Source organism: Williamsia muralis (genome assembly GCF_002735905.1).
Classification (GTDB): Bacteria; Actinomycetota; Actinomycetes; order Mycobacteriales; family Mycobacteriaceae; genus Williamsia; species Williamsia muralis_A.
Genome location: NZ_PEBD01000010.1, coordinates 1052373 through 1070130, shown reverse-complemented (window position 1 = coordinate 1070130; position 17758 = coordinate 1052373). Strand labels below are relative to the sequence as shown.

Annotated in this window: 13 protein-coding genes; 7 read left to right on the top strand and 6 right to left on the bottom strand. The window is 66.6% G+C overall.

Translation table 11 applies throughout. The annotated features are described in order from the left end of the window. Positions 1-82 precede the first annotated feature (82 nt). The 3 genes from CSW57_RS18460 (at position 83) to CSW57_RS18450 (ending at position 3810) form a co-directional block, all read left to right on the top strand. Positions 83-1453 carry a zinc-dependent metalloprotease gene (locus CSW57_RS18460; RefSeq protein ID WP_099384034.1) on the top strand — a complete coding sequence of 457 codons (1371 nt, stop codon included), beginning with the start codon at positions 83-85 and terminating at the stop codon, positions 1451-1453. A 102-nt stretch (positions 1454-1555) separates the two neighbouring features. Continuing rightward, the gene (locus tag CSW57_RS18455; RefSeq protein WP_099384033.1) at positions 1556-2458 is read left to right on the top strand and encodes a hypothetical protein; all 903 of its coding nucleotides are present in this window, start codon (positions 1556-1558) and stop codon (positions 2456-2458) included. A 35-nt stretch (positions 2459-2493) separates the two neighbouring features. Further along, complete coding sequence (locus CSW57_RS18450; protein ID WP_099384032.1) at positions 2494-3810, top strand: ABC1 kinase family protein; 1317 nt, start codon at positions 2494-2496, stop codon at positions 3808-3810. An 83-nt stretch (positions 3811-3893) separates the two neighbouring features. Here CSW57_RS18450 and CSW57_RS18445 read toward each other — a convergent pair whose 3' ends face one another. Both CSW57_RS18445 and CSW57_RS18440 read right to left on the bottom strand, forming a co-directional pair. Beyond that, positions 3894-4187, bottom strand: a complete 294-nt coding sequence (locus CSW57_RS18445; protein WP_099384597.1) for a WhiB family transcriptional regulator — start codon at positions 4185-4187, stop codon at positions 3894-3896. Positions 4188-4712: 525 nt separating this feature from the next. After that, positions 4713-6785, bottom strand: coding sequence for an ATP-dependent DNA helicase UvrD2 (locus CSW57_RS18440; RefSeq protein WP_099384031.1), 2073 nt, complete (start codon positions 6783-6785; stop codon positions 4713-4715). Positions 6786-6902: 117 nt separating this feature from the next. Between CSW57_RS18440 and CSW57_RS18435 the strand changes: the two genes are divergently transcribed. Continuing rightward, positions 6903-7127 carry a mycoredoxin gene (locus CSW57_RS18435; RefSeq protein WP_099384030.1) on the top strand — a complete coding sequence of 75 codons (225 nt, stop codon included), beginning with the start codon at positions 6903-6905 and terminating at the stop codon, positions 7125-7127. Here CSW57_RS18435 and nudC read toward each other — a convergent pair. Together nudC and CSW57_RS18425 are read right to left on the bottom strand one after the other, a co-directional pair. Beyond that, a complete protein-coding gene (nudC, locus tag CSW57_RS18430; protein ID WP_099384029.1) occupies positions 7124-8146 on the bottom strand; it encodes an NAD(+) diphosphatase in 1023 nt (340 codons plus the stop codon). The two genes, CSW57_RS18435 and nudC, sit on opposite strands and share 4 nt — an antisense overlap. A 51-nt stretch (positions 8147-8197) precedes the next feature. Then, entirely contained in the window at positions 8198-9265 is a 1068-nt protein-coding gene (locus CSW57_RS18425) for a potassium channel family protein (RefSeq protein ID WP_099384028.1), read from the bottom strand. Positions 9266-9393: 128 nt separating this feature from the next. Between CSW57_RS18425 and CSW57_RS18420 the strand changes: the two genes are divergently transcribed. Beyond that, the gene (locus CSW57_RS18420; protein ID WP_030164462.1) at positions 9394-9807 is read left to right on the top strand and encodes a DoxX family protein; all 414 of its coding nucleotides are present in this window, start codon (positions 9394-9396) and stop codon (positions 9805-9807) included. A gap of 5 nt (positions 9808-9812) precedes the next feature. Here CSW57_RS18420 and CSW57_RS18415 read toward each other — a convergent pair whose 3' ends face one another. Further along, positions 9813-13184 (bottom strand): ATP-dependent helicase, encoded by a 3372-nt coding sequence (locus CSW57_RS18415; RefSeq protein WP_223249338.1) that lies wholly within the window; start codon positions 13182-13184, stop codon positions 9813-9815. After that, on the bottom strand, positions 13177-16548 hold the full coding sequence (locus CSW57_RS18410) for an ATP-dependent helicase (RefSeq protein ID WP_099384595.1): 3372 nt from the start codon (positions 16546-16548) through the stop codon (positions 13177-13179). The genes CSW57_RS18415 and CSW57_RS18410 overlap by 8 nt, the downstream gene beginning before the upstream one ends. 76 nt (positions 16549-16624) lie before the next feature. Between CSW57_RS18410 and CSW57_RS18405 the strand changes: the two genes are divergently transcribed. After that, the gene (locus CSW57_RS18405; protein ID WP_099384027.1) at positions 16625-17416 is read left to right on the top strand and encodes an alpha/beta fold hydrolase; all 792 of its coding nucleotides are present in this window, start codon (positions 16625-16627) and stop codon (positions 17414-17416) included. Beyond that, positions 17416-17715, top strand: a complete 300-nt coding sequence (locus tag CSW57_RS18400) for an MGMT family protein (protein WP_099384026.1) — start codon at positions 17416-17418, stop codon at positions 17713-17715. The genes CSW57_RS18405 and CSW57_RS18400 overlap by 1 nt, the downstream gene beginning before the upstream one ends. Positions 17716-17758: the final 43 nt, after the last annotated feature.

Genomic DNA, 17758 nt, shown 5'->3' with positions numbered 1-17758 from the left:
GCCCAGCGTAGAGGGTCACCGTTCGCCGAGAGCGGATGGATTCGCAGGAGGATCCGGGCTGATGCGCCGGTAACGTAGAGGTATGAATGACTTGCCTTTCGGTTTCTCTCCTTCGTCCGGCGACGACGGGGACGGTGACGAGCGCGGCAAGAAACCCGGCGATTTCGATCCGAATCAGCTCGGGCAGATGCTCTCGCAGCTCGGTCAGATGTTGTCCGGTATGGGAGCAGGTATGGGCACGGGCGGCGGTGGTGAGCCGGTCAACTACCAGGTGGCGACCTCGCTGGCCCGCCAGCAGATCGGCAAACACACCCCGGTCAGCGACCGGGAGAAGTCAGCGGTCACCGATTCTGTCCGGTTGGCCGAGGTGTGGCTCGACGCCGTGACCACGCTGCCCGCGGGAGTCACCACCACCGAGGCATGGACGCCCGTGGACTGGCTCGAGAAGACGCTGCCGGTGTGGAAGACGTTGTGCAATCCGGTCGCCGAGCAGATGGCGACCACCTGGTCCAAGAACCTGCCTGAAGAAGCACGAGATTTTGCCGGCCCCATGCTCGGCATGGTCACCCAGATGGGTGGGATGGCCTTCGGAACCCAGCTCGGGCAGGGCCTGGGCCAGCTGGCGAAAGAAGTACTGACGTCCAGCGATGTGGGCCTGCCGCTGGCTCCCACAGGAACGGCTGTGCTGCTCCCCGAGGCGATCGCCGCCTTCAGCGAGGGACTGGAACAGCCCAGCCAGGAGATCATCGTGTTCTTGGCGGCGCGCGAGGCCGCCCACGTGCGGTTGTTCTCGCACGTCCCGTGGCTCCGCCAACGCCTGCTGGCGACCGTCGAGGAGTACGCCCGCGGGATCTCCATCGACTTCTCCGGCATCCAGGACGCCGCGGCGGGCATCGATCCGGCACAGCTGCTGTCCGATCCGAGCAAGCTCCAGGACCTCCTCGGCGGCGGCGCGGCGTTCGAACCGAAGACCAGCCCCGCTCAGGAACACGCCCTTGCCCGCCTGGAGACGCTGTTGGCGCTCATCGAGGGCTGGGTCGAAACCGTTGTCTCCCAAGCTCTCCACGACCGGATTCCGTCGGTGGGCGCACTCACCGAGACGATGCGCAGGCGACGGGCCACCGGTGGACCGGCCGAAGAGACCTTCGCCACCCTCATCGGACTCGAACTACGCCCGCGCAAGTTGCGCGAAGCCGCCGACCTCTGGCGCAAATTGCTGGAGTCGTCGGACGTGACCACGCGCGATGGTGTGTGGGCGCACCCCGACCTGGTTCCCGACGCCGACGACCTCGACCATCCGGCGGCGTTCATCGACCGGGTGATCGGTGGCGGAGTCGACGCCTTCGACGACCCGATCGCCCAACTCGAGAAGACCATCGCGGACGAGGCCAAACGTGCCGAGAAGCGCCCGCCCACCGACGACGAGGGCGATCAGAAGTCGCCAGACGCCTGAGTTCCAGCGGGACGCATACGTCCTGCTCGAGCTGCATTTCGCCCTGTGGATAACTGACGTCGGCAGGCGTCGGTCCCCACGTCGCGGTGGTTGAGTGGCGGCATGGCTGTTCTGATGTCTTTGCCCCGGTTGCGACCGGAGACGGTGATCGTGTTGCGTCCCGGCGGCCGGGTACAGATCGGATGCGACCCGGAGACCGCAGTTGTGCTCGAACCACCGGTCCACGTTTCCCCAGCCCGTCTGGTCGGACTGCTGCGGTGGATGACCGGGCCCCGGTCGGTCACCGAGGTGACGGCCGCGGCGGCGGACATCGGGCTCGACCTCAACGAGATCCGGGGCATTCTCGACCGTTTGGTTGCGGTCGGGATCGGGCACCACGCGCCGGCGGGTGCCCACCGCCCACTGACCGTCCGCGTGCACGGCTCGGGACCGCTGGCGAGCGCAGTCGCCAAAGCGGTCGGCGCCGGCGGCCACCGCGTTCGGCAATCGGTTCGGCGACCTCGACTCGCTCCTGACCACCCAGACACGGAACAGGCCTTTGCGACCTGGTCAGCCGATCTTGTGGTGCTGACCGACTTCCTCACGCACGACCCCTGGCTGATAGCGGATCTGATGAAGTCGCGGGTCCCGCACCTGACCGTCCGTCTGCGCGACGGATCGGGAGTGATCGGGCCGCTGGTGTTGCCCGGGCTCACGAGTTGCCTCGTGTGCGCCGACCACCATCGACGCGACCGCGACGCCGAGTGGCCCATCATCAGCGCCCAGCTGTTCGGTCAACGCGGGTGGGCCAGTCCGGCGACCATCGCGGGCACCGTGGCCTTCACCGTGGCGCAGATCGAACACATCACAGCTTTCACCAGCGCTGCAGTGTCGGCATCGGCATGGCCGGACCGCGATCCACCGACCACCGTGAACGCGACGATCGAATTGCGGCCGAATGCATCATCTCTGCAGATCAGACAGTGGACGCCGCACCCGCTATGCGGTTGCGGCGTGCCGGCGTGATCTAAGCTCGAAGAATCGGGAAAGGGGAAAACTCAATGGCTGAGATCACACGAGGTGGAGCACGGCGCAATGCCAAGCTCGCCTCGCTTCCGCTCGGGGTGGCAGGACGGGCGGCGACGGGGTTCGGCAGACGGTTGGCAGGTGGGGACCGTGATGAGATCGCCGCAGACATGCTCGAGAAGACCGCCGAGCAGCTGTTCGCCGTCCTTGGCGAGCTGAAGGGCGGCGCCATGAAGGTGGGTCAGGCGCTGTCGATCATGGAGGCGGCGATCCCCGAAGAGTTCGGCGAACCCTTCCGTGACGCTCTCACCAAGCTCCAGGCAGAAGCGCCACCACTGCCCGCCGCCAAGGTGCACGGCGTGCTCGACAACCAATTGGGCACCAAGTGGCGTGACCGTTTCCAGGAGTTCTCCGATGAACCGGCGGCCTCGGCGTCCATCGGCCAGGTACACAAGGCGGTGTGGCACGACGGCCGCGACGTAGCGGTGAAGGTGCAGTACCCCGGCGCCGACCACGCCCTCAAGGCCGATCTCAAGACCATGTCGCGAATGACCGGACTGCTCAAGCGCCTGTCCCCCGGTACCGACGTCAAGTCGATGATGGACGAGCTCATCGAGCGCACCGAAGACGAACTGAACTACACGAAGGAAGCCAACAACCAGCGGGCCTTCGCGAAGGGATTCGCCGACGACCCCAATTTCGTGGTGCCCCGGGTGGTCGCTTCGGCCCCCAAAGTAGTTGTGTCGGAATGGATCACCGGAACGCCGATGTCAAAGGTGATCAAGAACGGCACACAGGAGGAGCGAAACGACGCTGCGGCGAAGATGACCGAGTTCGAGGTCAGCTCACCGAAGCGGGTAGGACTGGTCCACGGCGATCCCCATCCGGGGAACTTCCAGTTCCTCGACGATGGCCGGATGGCGATTCTCGACTTCGGTGCCGTGGGCATCTACCCGAACGGTCTGCCTGCGGCGACCGGACCGATCCTTCGGCTGTGCCGCGACAACAAGTACGACGAGCTGAAAGAAGAAATGGTGCGAGCCAACTTCATTCAGCGCTCGCATCAGGACAAGGTCACCCCGAGTGACCTTGAGGCGTATCTGCGTCCGTACGTCGACCCGCTCTACAGCGAGTCGTTCCACTTCACCCGCAAATGGCTGCAGCGGGCGGCCGGCGCCGCCTCGGATCCACGTGGCGACGTCTACCGCACATCACGAAACCTCAACTGTCCCAAGGAGTACGTGATGGTGTTCCGGGTTCTCGGTGGCTGTGTGGGCATCGCGGCCCAACTCGACGCGGAAGCCCCCTATCGGGCGATCATGGAGAAGTGGGTCGACGGGCTGGCCGAGTAGAAGGCACCGGCTGATTCACACACACGAGCGGGCGGTCTGTGTATTTCTCACAGACCGCCCGCTCTGTCGTCGCGCCGACGAGCTCATGCCGCCGTCTGGTTCTTACGTGGCCGTCCGCGGGGACGCTTACGGGCGATCACCACACCCTGATCGAAGATCTCTCCACCCCACACGCCCCACGGCTCACCGCGTTCGAGCGCTTCGGCCAGGCATTCCCGCCGTAATGGGCAATCGGCGCACAACGCCTTCGCCTGCTCGAGCTGACCCGGGTTCTCGGAAAACCACAGGTCCGCGTCGGCGTACTGGCATGGCAACTCGGTCTTGGATATGTCCAGTGCGAGCCCGCCGCCTATATATGACTCGAGTAACTCGGTCATCAGTTCCTCCACTGTCGAATGTGCTCTCGGATTTGTCTTGAAAACCCGGGCTCACAGTGGGGGAACTACAGATGTTCCACTTCACACAAGTGAGGCCACGGGTTCGCTGTTGCGACTCGCCGTGGCCTCGAATGAATTGATCTGTGTCAGATCGACGTTCTTCGGGGTCGCACGGGAAGCGCTGAGCGGTTTACCGCCGGAATCGCTGCTTTCGGAGCCAGGAGTTCCGGCTTCATGGCGGCGGTTGCGGGGGTATGCCCGGGTCGCGGACGCAGGCCTTGGACAGGCAGATGCCACGACTCGCACACGCCGGCGGCGCTGATGAAATCGTTCACGGTTCCTGTCCTTTCCTGCTCGTTCGAGATGCACATTCGGTGCGATGTGGTGGCTCGGTGATCACTCGAACACATCGAGTAGCCCCTCGCCTTGGTGATGTGAATCAGCCTAAACGTCGACGCCGAGATTGCACAACCTATTTTTGACCTGCAGTTTTTCCGAGATCTCAGCCGAAGGATTGCCGACCGGTCAGCCCGCGCCGTTGTCGCGGACCAAGGCGAGCAAGTCCTCGCCGTATTGGTCCAATTTCTTCGCGCCGATCCCCGGTATGGCAACGAGCGCAGGCACATCCCCGGGTTGCTGCTCGGCGATGGCGATCAGTGTGTTGTCGGAAAACACCACGTAGGCCGGGACCTTCTGTTCCTTGGCCCTGCCGCTGCGCCACTCCTTGAGAGCGACCAGCAAACCCTCGTCGAGGTCGGACGGACAACTCTCGCATCGGCCCAAAAGCGAGGCGGTCTTGCCGAGAAGCGCTTTACCGCAGACTCGGCAGCGTGGCCCCGTTCGTTTCCGTTTCGGTTCGGCGATCCGGGAGGCGGGCGAGTCGTCTGGAACGAGATCGGCCAGAAACCTCGACCGGCGCCGCGAACGCCTCCCACCCTCGTTGCGCGCGAGCGCCCACGACAGCTGCAGGTGTTCGCGGGCCCGGGTGATGCCGACGTACAGCAGCCGCCGTTCTTCCTCGATAGCCGCATCGCCTGCGTTGATCGCCTGGCTGATCGGCACGGAGCCATCCACCATGCCCACCAAGAACACGGCGTCCCATTCGAGGCCCTTGGCGGCGTGCAGCGACGACAGCGTGACACCCTGCACCGTCGGCGGATGCCGCGCTTCAGCACGGGCTGCCAACTCGCGGGACAACTCGGTCAGGGTCAGGTGCTCGTTCTCGTGCACCATCTCCTCGGTCAAATTCAGCAAGGCCCGCAGCGACTCCCAGCGCTCCCGCGCCTGGGCACCGGCCGGCGGTTCGTCGCTCAGACCGAGCGGCACGAGGATGGCCCGCAGCAAGGTGACCACATCGGCCTCAGCAGGCAGGTCGTCGCGGCCTGCGGTCTGCTGCACGGCCCGCATCGCCTGCCGGATCTCCGATCGGGCGAAGAACGCCTCGCCTCCACGTACCTGGTACGGGATGCCTGCCGCCGTCAGCGCCTGCTCGTGGGCTTCGGACTGGGCGTTGATGCGATACAGGATCGCGATCTCGGATCCGGGAACACCTTGGGCCATCAACCGTTTGATCGCCTTCGCGACGGCAGCCGCTTCAGCCGGCTCGTCGTCGTACTCGGCGAAATCCGGCGCGGGTCCGGGCGGTCGTTGCCCGATGAGCTGCAGGCGGGTACCCGCGATGCGACCTCGGGCGGCCCCGATCACGCGGTTGGCCAGACCGACCACCTGCGGAGTGGATCGGTAGTCGCGCTCGAGCCGGACCACCATCGCCTCCGGGAAGCGCCGGGAGAAGTCGAGAAGATAGCTCGGGGTCGCGCCGGTGAACGAGTAGATCGTCTGATTGGCGTCACCCACCACCGTCAGATCGTCGCGCTCACCGAGCCAGGCGTTGAGCAGCGCCTGCTGCGCGGGTGTCACATCCTGATACTCGTCGACCACAAAACAGCGATACCGGTCGCGGAACTCCTCGGCGACCACCGGATGGTCGTCGAGGATGGCGCGCGTCATGAGCAGCAGGTCGTCGAAGTCGAGGAGCTGATCTCCTGAGGGTGACACCTTGAGTTGTTCATATCGCTCGTAGACCAGTGCGACCTGTTCCGCAGGCATCGGCGCCTCTCGCCGCGACTTGGACACCTCCACGGCGTACTGGTCCGGCCCGATCAACGAGCCTTTTGCCCACTCGATCTCCGAGATCAGGTCACGCAGAGAGTCGGTGGTGGTGGGCGCACCCGCCGACCGGGCCGCGCGGGACACCACGGGGAACTTGTTGTCGAGCAATTCCCACCGGTTGTCGCCAATCGCCTGCGGCCAGAAGTACCTGAGTTGCCGCATGGCCGCGGCGTGGAATGTCAACGCCTGCACTGCGTTACCCGACCCGGCGATTCCCAGTGAACGGAGCCGGGTCCGCATCTCTCCGGCGGCGCGCGCCGTGAACGTGACCGCCAGCACCTGACTGCCCCGCACATGACCGTCGCCGACCAGGTGCGCGATCCGCCGGGTGATCGTGCGCGTCTTGCCGGTGCCGGCACCTGCGAGCACACACACCGGGCCGCGAGGGGCGAGCACCGCCGCCTGCTGTTCGGGGTCCAGTGAGTCCATGTGCCCAGTATTCCAACGAGGGCCGACACCACTGCGTCCGCCCGCCGCAGCGGACGGGAACAGCTGTGGCGGTCGTGGTGTTATGTAGGCGTGACTACCGAGAACGCGACTTTGACCATGTACACCACCACCTGGTGCGGGTACTGCAAGCGCCTGAAGATGGGCCTGCGCAGTCAGGGCATCGAGTGGGTGGAAATCGACATCGAGCAGGACCCCGGTGCCGCCGACTTCGTCGGCAGTGTGAACGGCGGCAACCACGTGGTTCCCACCGTGAAGTTCGCCGATGGCAGCACCGCGACGAACCCGACGGTTGCCGACGTCCGTAAGAAGCTCGGGGTCTAGGCACCGCCCGACGTGTCGGGCGGTTGCGTCAACCGCCCCGGCTCCGACTGCCCGGCTCCCCCACCACGGGACGCCGGGCGGTCCTTGTCTGCGGGGGTATGGGCCCAGGCGCGAATGAGCGCGCTCGCGATCGAGATCGATCCCGGCAATCTCAGCCGTGCGTCGTCGATGATCGGTTTGCCGTCGGCTCCCATCCAGTCCTGCTGGGCTTCGAGCGCTTCGAGGACCTCGGCGCGGCTGAACCACTCGGCGTCCGCGATCTCGCCGTCGATGAAATCGAGAGCCTGATCCGGGTCTGCGGTCACCTCGAATCCCACCATCAGGGACCGGGGAAAGGGCCACGGCTGCGACCCCACGTATTGCGGATCCCAACAGTCCAGTCCCACCTCTTCGTGCACCTCACGCACCACACATTGCTCCAGCGACTCACCGGGCTCGACGAATCCGGCCAGCGTCGAGAACCAGCGCTCAGGCCACTGCGACTGTCTGCCGAGCAGTATCCGGTCGGCGCCATCGTGGACCACCGTGATGATCGCCGGGTCCGTTCGGGGGAATTCCTCGCGGCCACTGATGGTGTTGCGGCGGACCCAGCCGCCCTTCGCAGGTTCGGTCGGATTCCCGTCGACCGGCGAAAAACGGGCTGAGTCATGCCAATTGAGCACTCCCAGCGCGGTGGACAGGACTCCGGCCTCGTCGGCGCCGAGGAGCTGCGCGCCACGCCGTGGGTCGTCCTTCGGCCCGTCGATGACGTCGAACCGCATGGCCCACATATCGGTGCCCTCTTCGGGATGCAGGCCGAGGAACACCGCCTCCGGCGGGGGTTCGTCACCGACGTCCACTGCCATGATCCAGCCAAGACCGTCCTCGCCCACCGGATACCGGCCCGACGGGTCGATCTGTAGGAGCAGGGCGTGCGGCCATCCTTCTGTCAGTCGTTGCTTGTCGTGCCTGATCTCGTCCGCACGGTTGTACACCGCGCGCGACAACATCGGTGGCTTGTCGAACTCAAATCGCCGCAAGCGGATTCACCTCTCGCCTCGGATCGATCTCGTCTCGGCCGGGTAGTTCGATCATCCCTGGCCCTGCCGCACATAGAGCAGTCGATCACCGCGTTCGATCGCGTCGACCTTGCTGTCGTCGATACGGTGCAGCGTGCCTTCCCGCACCACGCCGAGGACGATCTCGGACAGGTGCCGGGGCGACCCACCTACCTCGTCCGGTTCCACGTCCCGCTCGGCGATCGCAAAACCCTCGTCAGGAGTCAGGAGGTCCTCGATCACCTGCACGACGGTGGGAGTGCTGGTGGCCAACCCCAGGAGGCGGCCGGCGGTCTCCGAACTCACCACCACCGAGTCGGCGCCCGATTGACGGATCAAGTGGGTGTTCTCCGCTTCGCGGATGGATGCGACGATCTTCGCGTTCGGAGCGAGTTCGCGAGCGGTCAACGTCGCCAGGACTGCCGTGTCGTCGCGGTTCGCGGCCACGATGATGGAGGACGCATGTTGCGCGCCCGCTAGTCGCAGCACGTCGGATCGGGTCGCGTCACCGCGCACGGTCACGAGCCCCTTGGCGGCAGCGTTGTCGAGCACTGTCTGGTCACCGTCCACCACAACGATTTCCGAGGGCTTCTGACCGTCGGCGATCATCGCCTTGACTGCTGTCTTGCCCTTGGTCCCGTACCCGATCACCACGGTGTGATTACGCACCTTGTTCCTCCAACGCTGAATTTTGAGAGCTTGACGGGATCGCTCGGTCAGCACTTCCAACGTGGTGCCGACCAACACGATCAGGAACATGACGCGTAGCGGCGTGATCACCAGCACGTTGATCAGTCGTGCCTCCGGGGTGAACGGGGTGATGTCGCCGTAGCCAGTGGTCGAGAGCGACACAGTGGCGTAGTACAGACAGTCGAGGAACGAGAGTTCGCTGTCCTGGACGTCTCGATAACCATCGCGGTCGAGGTAGACGATGAAGACGGCGGCGAAGAGGGCGACCAGGGCGAAGATGACCCGCCGGGAGATCGCCCGACCCGGGCTGGACTGCATCTCGGGGATACGGACGACACCGACCAGCGCGTGGTCGGGCATGTCGGTCAGCTCTTCGCTCTTGAACCGCCGGCGGAGCCTGCCTGCGGGCATCAATGCCTCCCGACGAGGGCGCCGACACGGCGCCGGGATAATTGCGTACGCACAAGTGGGGACTGTAGTCCTTTTCCGCACCGGTGGTAATCAACACCGATCTCGTCACCATCAGGCATGGTGGACGCATGAACAGTGGCAAGCACAAGTTGCGGCAGTTGACGTTTCCCGATGATGCGACGTTGGCGAAGCGGATGGGCATCGGCCTGTTGGGAATCGGCGCCTTGCACTTCCTCGCACCCAAACCGTTCGATGACCTGATCCCCGAGGAACTGCCAGGTAATCCGCGTGCCTATACGTATGGCTCCGGTGTTGTGGAACTCGCGGTCGGCGGCGCCCTTCTCGCTCCCCGGACCCGTCGCTTCGCCGGACTGTTCTCGGTTCTTCTGTTCATCGGCGTGTACCCCGGGAACATCAACATGGTGCGCATCTACCGCAACAAACCGCTGCCCTACCGGCTGGTCGCGTGGGCTCGCCTGCCCTTCCAGTTCCCCATGGTGTGGGCGGGATGGCGGGTCTGGAAGACCGCACCCAAGGTCTGACCGGTTCAGGGTCGTTCTCGCTTCTCACGTCTGATGAGGTCGGCCAGCCCGGTGCGGTCGGGCAGGTCAGCGGGTTCGAGCGTGGTGTTCGACCGTACGTAGTGGAACGCCGCCCGCACCTTCTCCAGGTCGACACCGGTCAGTTCCGCCCAGGCCACCCGGTAGGCAGCGAGCTGGACGAACACCGACTTCTCCTGTGCCGCAGTCGGTCGGGCACCGGTCTTCCAATCCACCACGGTGAAGCCGCCATCCGGTTCGGCGAACACCGCATCGATCCGACCCCGGACGATGGTGTCGGCGATGACCGTCTCGAACGGCACCTCGACCTCGATGGGGTTCCTTGCGGCCCACCGGGATCGGAGGAACTGCTCCCGCAGCACCTCCAGGTCGGCGTCCGAGCCCCCTTCGGCATCGGCCGCTCCCGGCAACTCGTCGATGTCGAGCAGTCGGGTGGCGCCGAACCTCCGTTCCACCCAGGCATGGAAGGCGGTGCCGCGGCGGGCCAGCGGATTGGGTTTGAACGGCAGCGGCCTACGCAGGCGCCGGGCAAAGGTCTCCTCGTCCTTGTCCAGTTCGACGAGCTGGCTGACCGACAGATGTTGCGGCATCATCACCTCGATGTCGGTACCGAGGCCACTTTCCCGTTCGGTGAGCAGCACCGCGAGGTCGTTGGCCCAATCGCGGACCTGCGGGTCGTCGGCCGACAGGTCGGGTTCGGGTTCGGCGCCCATGTCGAAGAGGGCCGGCTCGCCCCGGGCTCGCAACGCGGCGCGCACGAGGTCGGCGCCACGCTCGATGCCAGGACGGCGGGAACCGAGCGGATCAGCGGGCCACGGCACGCCGGCGGTCAACGCCGCCAAGGGATTGTCCGCGTTCTCTTCGGGAGGCGCTGCCCAGCCCGCGATGGTCAATCCCGGTGCGCCGTCGCTCGAGGTCTCGATCAGCCGAGAAGCGATGTCGTGCAACTCGGTCAAGAAGATCGAGGGTCCACGAGGTTTGTCGCCGCCGTCGGACCAGTGATGCCCCGAGATGATCAATGCCCTCTTGGTCCGCGTCAAGGCCACGTACAGCAGTCGCCGATCCTCTTCGAGCTTGCGGTTGCGCAAAGCGTCCTTGTGGGCCTCGATTGCGTCCTCGAGTTCTTTGCGGTTGTCGAGTTCGGACAGCTCCAGCGGCGGGAAGCCTTCGGCGCCCAGCGTCTCGGCGAGGTCGCCCCGCAACTCCGCAGGCAGTTCCCGCGCACTACCGAGCCAGGTCCCGTCGGCCTTTCCACCAGGGAAGATGTTCGCGCACAGATGCGCGATCACCACCACGTCCCATTCGAGGCCCTTGGCCGCATGCACGGTGAGGATCTGAACGCGGTCTTCGGCGATCTCGACCTTGCCCGGTTCCAGACCCTTCTCGATGTCGGCGGCAGACTCGAGAAAGGCGAGCAGTCCAGGCAGCGTGGCGGCCGACCGTTCGGTGTAGTCGGCCACGTACTCGGCGAAGGCGTCGAGGTGTTCGCGGCCGGTGATGTTGCCTCGCAGACCCCGTGCCCGGATCTGCGCCTCGACATCGACGCCGATGACCCTCTCCACCTCGGCGACCAACTCGGGTAACGGTTGCCCCATCCGAGCCCGCAGGATGGTCAGCTGGTGACCGAATGATTTGATCCTGCGGTACCCGTCGGGTGAATACCGTTGCGCCGGACCAGGGTCGGCCAGTGCATCACCGAGACCGGCTTGGTCCACCACCTCGGTGGGCACCGCGGAATCAAGTGCGCTGTCGAGTTCTTCCAGACTCGTCATCGTGCCGGTGACGATGTTGGTACCGGCGGCGAGGTCCCGCGCACGCGCCCACAGGGCAGCGATGTCACGCGCCCCGAGCCGCCACCGCGGTCCGGTGAGGAGTCGCACGGCAGCCGTCCCCGCCATGGGATCAGCCATCAGACGGAGCATCGCCACCACGTCCCGGACCTCCGGTACACCCAGCAGACCGCCGATGCCGACCACTTCCGCCGCGATGCCACGATCGGTGAGTTCGGCCGCGAGCGGCGCCGAATCCTCGTTGCGGCGCACCAGGATCGCCACCGTCGGCGGTGGACCCTCGGCACGGTTGTACTCGGCTTCGATCTGGTCGACGATCCACTCACGCTCCTGCACCACGGTCTCGGTCAGAGCCATGGTGATGGTCCCGGTCGGAGCATCGTCTCGCGGCCGCAAGATGCTCACCGGCACACCCCGCCGTCGCAGCTCCTCGGACGCGGCGTTGGCCATGTCGAGGGCGTGGCGGGCGTTGCGCCAGCTGGTCAGGAGTTCCAGGCGTTGCGCGGGAGTTCCGTCACTGCAACGGAAATCGGTGGTGAAGCGGGGCAGGTTGGCAGCCGACGCGCCACGCCAGCCATAGATCGACTGGATCGGGTCACCGACCGCGGTCACCGCGATTCCGGCGCCCCGCGTCACCCCGGGCGGCGTTCCGAACAGCTCCGACAGCAGCACTCGCTGCGAATGCCCGGTGTCCTGGTATTCGTCGAGCAACACCGCGCCGATGGCGGCGCGTTCGGACTCGCCCACCTCCGGGTGACGTGCGACGAGTTGGGCAGCCAGCGACATCTGACTACCGAAGTCGAGCACGTTCGCCTCGCGCATCGCGGCGCCCAACGCGGCCACCAGCGGCATCAACGCCCGCCGCTCATCGATGACGGATTGGATGGACCGGAGCTTCTGAGGCGGCTCGGGGCGTTGCCTGCCGGTCGGGGGCAGCGTGTCGATGAGCTCGTAGAGCGAGTCGCCCGCAGTGGCGAGCTGGTCGAGGTCCACCAGGTGCTCCGCAAGCTCGCTGTAGAGCTTCAGTACTGATTCGGTCACGCCGCCAGGGGTTTTGGTGGTCTCGAGGTCATCGGTCCACCCCGCCACCACCGAGAACGCCAGCTGCCACAGTTCGGTTTCGCCGAGCAGGGTGGCCGAGGGTTCGACGGGCAGTAGCAATCCGTAGTCGGCGATCAGCCTGCCGGCGTAGGCGTGGTAGGTACTCACCTGCGGGTCTGCCGACCGAAGTCGGCCACGCAACGTGCCGTCGGGGTCCCAGTTCTGCATCGCCGGCGACCCCGCGAGCATCGACAACCGTCGGCGGATACGCGCGGCGAGTTCTTGGGCGGCCTTCCGGGTGAAGGTCAGGCCCAGCACTGCGTCCGGCTCGACCAGACGGTTGGCCACCAGCCACACCACCCGGGAAGCCATGGTCTCGGTTTTGCCTGCACCCGCCCCCGCGACCACCAGCACGGGCTCCATCGGCGCCTCGATCACCTCGACCTGCTCATCGGTGGGCGAGGGCAGACCGAGTGCCGCCGACAGGACCCGGGCGGAAGTCCTTGTCATCGTTCCGGTGTCAGCCATCGGTCACGGTCCTGCCGTCGAGTTGGGCCGGACAGCTCGCGGTGAGTGGACAGTGCCCGCATCCGTCGTTCACGGTGGCCACGAACTGCGGCCCGATACTGCGGTGGGCGGCCGCCCGCACCACGGCGAGCCACTGCTCTACCTGCTCTTCCGACAGGGGCGGCTGATCACGTTGCGCCGCACCGGTTTTGTTGTTCGAGTTGTTGACGTAGACGAGCGATCCACCACCTGGCTCGACCGGTCCGACAGCCTGCACGCCACCGAGCCGCAAGGCGAGCTGATAGGTGGCCAGCTGCGCGTGCTCCTGGGCGGCCTGCACCGACAGCGTGGTCTTGCCGGTCTTCACATCCACCACCACCGGGCGTCCGGCGCTGTCCTGTTCGAGCCGGTCGATGCGCCCGCGTAACCGCACCTCGGGCATGTCGACGGTCTCGCCGTCGGCGTCCTGGACCGTGGCGGGTTCGATACGCGCATCCACGTCCACCTCGACACCCACCTCGGTGAGCGTCTCGCGGGACACCTTCAGCCAGCGCTGGAAGTTGGTGAGCATCTCCTCGGTGCGTTCGAGTTCACGACGCGAGAACCATGGTGCCCCGACATCCACCTGGTCCCAGACGCGCCGCAGTGCAGCGGTGACATCGTCGGGTGGGATCTCTCCGGCGACGGCCTGCACGAGTGTGTGGACAAGCGTTCCGGCGACGGCCGGCCGCGAATCGCCGTCGCGGCCGCCGTACCGCTCCAGCATCCAGCGCAGCGAGCAGGTTCCCAGCGCCTCGACACTGGACGGCGAAAGGGTCAGCGGCCCAGACGACTCCGACCACAGAGGGATCTCCGAACTGGGAGCAGCGAGGCCGTACCACTGGTCCGGGTGCGCACCCGGAACACCGGCGTCGGCAAGCTCGGCGAGCATGTCCGCGGCGGCTCTCGCCCGTTCCGTAGGCGTATCGGTGGCTGCGCACACCTCGGCACGCAACTCGGCAACCAACGACGACAGCGACAGCACCCGCCGCAGACCTGGCTCCACCGGGAGCTCCAGTTCGATCTCATCGTCGTCCACGGCGCCCTTCTCGACGATCGCGGCCAGTTCGCCGACGAACCGTGAGGGCGCGGCATCTCCGCTCCCGTCATCGACAGCACTGACCATCAGTCGATCGCGAGCCCGCGTGCATGCCACCAACAGCAGTCGACGCTCCTCGGCGAGAGCCATCGCGGTGCGCGAGATGGTGTCCAGCGCATCGGCGTCCACGCCATCGAGAAGATCAACCAACTGTCCGGTGCCGAGAATGCTCCCCCGGCTGCGCAGGCTGGGCCACAAACCATCCTGAACACCCGCCACCGCCACGACGTCCCATTCGCGACCGGTGGCCGCGTGGGCGGACAACACCGTGACGGCGTCCGATGACGCCTGCGCCATGCGGGATTCGGTGGGGATCTGCAACGCCCCGAGGTAATCCAGGAACCCACCGAGTGTCGCGGCGGGCAGGCTGTCGGTGAAGCTCGCCGCCGCGTCGAACAGCGCCACCATCGCATCGAGGTCCCGATCGGCCTGCGCACCACCGGGTCCGTGGTCGCGGCGCATCACCTGGTTCGACCATCGCGGGCCGAGTCCGGTGGCCTGCCATGCCTCCCAGAGGATCTCCTCGATACCGCGGCGGTTCTCGTACGCTACGCGAGCTGCGCCGATGACCGTGAGAACCCTTGCCAGCGGCTGCTTCTCGGCGTCGGTCAGCCCGTCGAGGTAGTGGTCGACATCGATGGGGTCATGCTCGACTCGCACCCGGCGGCCGGTGACCAGTTCGGCGATGACCGACGCGGAGTCGCGGTCTCCGCCGGATTCGGTCTCGATACGACGCAGTCCACGCCGTAGCCGCCGCAGCGCAGCCGGGTCGGCGCCTCCGATGGGTCCCGCGAGCAGTTCGAGCGCTTCCTCCGGTTCCAGCGGTTCCGACACCGCGCGCAGGGCCAGCAGCATGGCCGCCACCGAGCGTTGACGTGCGAGTGGGATCTCGCTGGCCGGTGTCATCACCGGCACACCGGCCGAGCGCAGCGCGCGCCGCAGAGGCGCCATCGCGCGGGGTACCGATCGGACGATGACAGCCATCTCCGACCACGGGACATCGTCGTAGAGGTGCGCCCGGCGCATCATGTCGGCGATGGCCGTGGCCTCTTTGGCGGCCGATCCGTAGATCTTGACCACGGGCACCGGCCCACCCCGGTCGGCGGCCTCGGCTCGGCGCCGACGGGGACCCGGGAGCCGGGCGGCGATCGCCGCGCCCAGGTCGCTGATGGGTTTGCTCGAACGGAAGTTGTTGTCGAGCAGGATGTCTCGCTCCGGGTCGTCGAGTTCGTCGAGAAACCGCGAACTGGCCCCACGAAAGCCGTAGATCGCCTGATCACCGTCTCCGGCGACCACCGTCTGGTGTGTTCCCGCCCCGATCAGCTCGACGAGGGTGGCCGCCTGCGGATCGAGGTGCTGGGCGTCGTCCACCAGCAGGTACCGCACCCGCGCTCGCTCGCGCCGCAGCAGATCGGGGTCGGTCGCGAATGCTGTGAGAGCAGAGCCCACCAGCTCTGCGGCGTCGACTGCGGGCGCGGTCGCCTGTGGTGCCTCCAGCCCGACCGCCCCCCGCAGCAGACCGCTCTGCTCGTACTGACGGTAGGCCTTGCCGACCGCCTCCCACTCCGGGCGCTTGTGCTTGCGTCCCAGCGCCATCAGGTCCTCGGGCCCCACACCGCGTTCGGCGGCCCGCATCATCATGTCCCGCAATGCCTGTGCAAACCCGCTGGTACCCAGAGCCGGGCGCAGTCGTGGCGGCCAGTAGCCGGCACCATCCTCGATGTCGCCGGCCAAGAGTTCCCGCAACACCGCATCCTGCTCGGCGCCGGTGATCAGGCGCGGCGGCGGATTGTCGTGTGCGGCCGCCTGCAGGCGAAGCACCGCAAACGCATAGGAGTGGACGGTGCGGACGATCGGCTCGCGGGTGGCTCGCGGAGCGCGGCCCGCTCCCCCGGCGCGCTGAGCCAGCAGTCGCGCGGTGATCTGCTCGCGCAACTCGGTGGCTGCCCGCCGCCCGGCGGCCAGGACCAGCAGCGACTCCGGATCGATCCCCGGGTCGGCAAGACGGGCCACCGCGATGTCGACGATCAGTGACGTCTTTCCCGTGCCCGGGCCTCCGTGCACCCGCAGTGGATGAAAACCCGGTGACGCGGCGCCGCCGGGACGGTCGATCAACGATTGCACCCGCTCTGGCCAGGTACGCGGTTGCGCAGGAGGGATGGGCGCCGACACCAGTCGCGTCGTCATGGCTGGCACACGGTCTCCTTCCTCTGGTTCCTCCACGATGGTGTCACGGGTGACCGACATGTCGACCGCGCCACCATCGCCCACCCGCGCCCGGGTCGGTACTGCGTGCGCGACCACGGTCGGGCACGATTGGTCCATGGCTGGTTTGAACGTGGAACTGTACGGCCCCGCAGACGGCGACCCCGTACTCGCATTGCATGGCGTCACCGGCCACGGCAAGCGGTGGGCGGACCTCGCCGCAGCGCTGCCCGACGCCAGGATCATCGCCCCGGACCTGCTCGGACACGGCTTCTCGACCTGGGAACCGCCGTGGTCCATCGACGCACACGTGGCTGCCCTGGCGGACGTGGTCGAGGCCCACGCGTCCTTCCCTGTGGTCCTGGTGGGTCATTCCTTCGGTGGAGCACTTGCCCTGCATCTGTCACGCCTGGTCCCCGAGCGCATCCGGGCGCTGGTGCTGCTCGACCCGGCCATCGGCCTCGAACCCGCCCGGCTCATGGACATCGCCACCAGCTACATCACCCATCACGACTACCCAGATGAGGCAGCCGCACGTGCGGAGAAGCTGGGCGAATCATGGGCCGAACTACCTCCGGAACTGCTGGATCGAGAGGTCGCCGACCACCTGACCGCCGCAGGCGGCCGGATGAGCTGGCGCGTCCACCCGGGGACCGTGGTCACCACATGGAGCGAATTGGCCCGACCCTTTGTGCTACCCCCACCGCACATGCCGGTCGATCTGGTTCAGGCCTTGCGCGTGCAACCGCCGTACGTCACCGCCGATCTACTCGAAGCGCTTGCGGCACAACAAGGGGAGCTCTTCTCGCTGTACGAGGAGGACTGCGACCACATGGTTCCCTTCGCCCGCCCCGAACTGACCGCGCGCCTGGTCGCGGAGGCCCTGGCGCGTCCACGATCCGAGAGCTGATGGCGAAGATCACCGACGATCAGGTCGAACGGGTACGCGCGATCGTCGCCTCGGTACCTGCCGGGAAGGTGACCACCTACGGCGACGTGGCAGCGGCCGCGGGCCTGTCGAGCCCCCGCATCGTCGGATGGATCATGCGAACCGACTCTGCTGATCTACCGTGGCACCGGGTGATCAGCGCCGCCGGGACACCGGCTCCGCACCTGCGTGACCGCCAGCTCGACAACCTTCGCGCCGAGGGTGTTCCAGTGTTCGACGGCCGAGTCGACATGAAAATCGCCCGAGCCGACCTCGCCTGACCCGCCCCTACACAAAATTCGCGCCACCTGCCGAGGTTCGCAC

What these genes read in the sequence shown, in the direction of transcription:
- CSW57_RS18425 (WP_099384028.1), bottom strand. Translation starts at nt 9,265, where the DNA reads ATGCCCGCAGGCAGGCTCCGCCGGCGGTTCAAGAGCGAAGAGCTGACC.
- CSW57_RS18410 (WP_099384595.1), bottom strand. Translation starts at nt 16,548, where the DNA reads ATGTCGGTCACCCGTGACACCATCGTGGAGGAACCAGAGGAAGGAGAC.
- CSW57_RS18440 (WP_099384031.1), bottom strand. Translation starts at nt 6,785, where the DNA reads ATGGACTCACTGGACCCCGAACAGCAGGCGGCGGTGCTCGCCCCTCGC.
- CSW57_RS18400 (WP_099384026.1), top strand. Translation starts at nt 17,416, where the DNA reads ATGGCGAAGATCACCGACGATCAGGTCGAACGGGTACGCGCGATCGTC.
- CSW57_RS18405 (WP_099384027.1), top strand. Translation starts at nt 16,625, where the DNA reads ATGGCTGGTTTGAACGTGGAACTGTACGGCCCCGCAGACGGCGACCCC.
- CSW57_RS18435 (WP_099384030.1), top strand. Translation starts at nt 6,903, where the DNA reads ATGTACACCACCACCTGGTGCGGGTACTGCAAGCGCCTGAAGATGGGC.
- CSW57_RS18460 (WP_099384034.1), top strand. Translation starts at nt 83, where the DNA reads ATGAATGACTTGCCTTTCGGTTTCTCTCCTTCGTCCGGCGACGACGGG.
- CSW57_RS18455 (WP_099384033.1), top strand. Translation starts at nt 1,556, where the DNA reads ATGGCTGTTCTGATGTCTTTGCCCCGGTTGCGACCGGAGACGGTGATC.
- CSW57_RS18420 (WP_030164462.1), top strand. Translation starts at nt 9,394, where the DNA reads ATGAACAGTGGCAAGCACAAGTTGCGGCAGTTGACGTTTCCCGATGAT.
- CSW57_RS18415 (WP_223249338.1), bottom strand. Translation starts at nt 13,184, where the DNA reads ATGGCTGACACCGGAACGATGACAAGGACTTCCGCCCGGGTCCTGTCG.
- CSW57_RS18445 (WP_099384597.1), bottom strand. Translation starts at nt 4,187, where the DNA reads ATGACCGAGTTACTCGAGTCATATATAGGCGGCGGGCTCGCACTGGAC.
- CSW57_RS18450 (WP_099384032.1), top strand. Translation starts at nt 2,494, where the DNA reads ATGGCTGAGATCACACGAGGTGGAGCACGGCGCAATGCCAAGCTCGCC.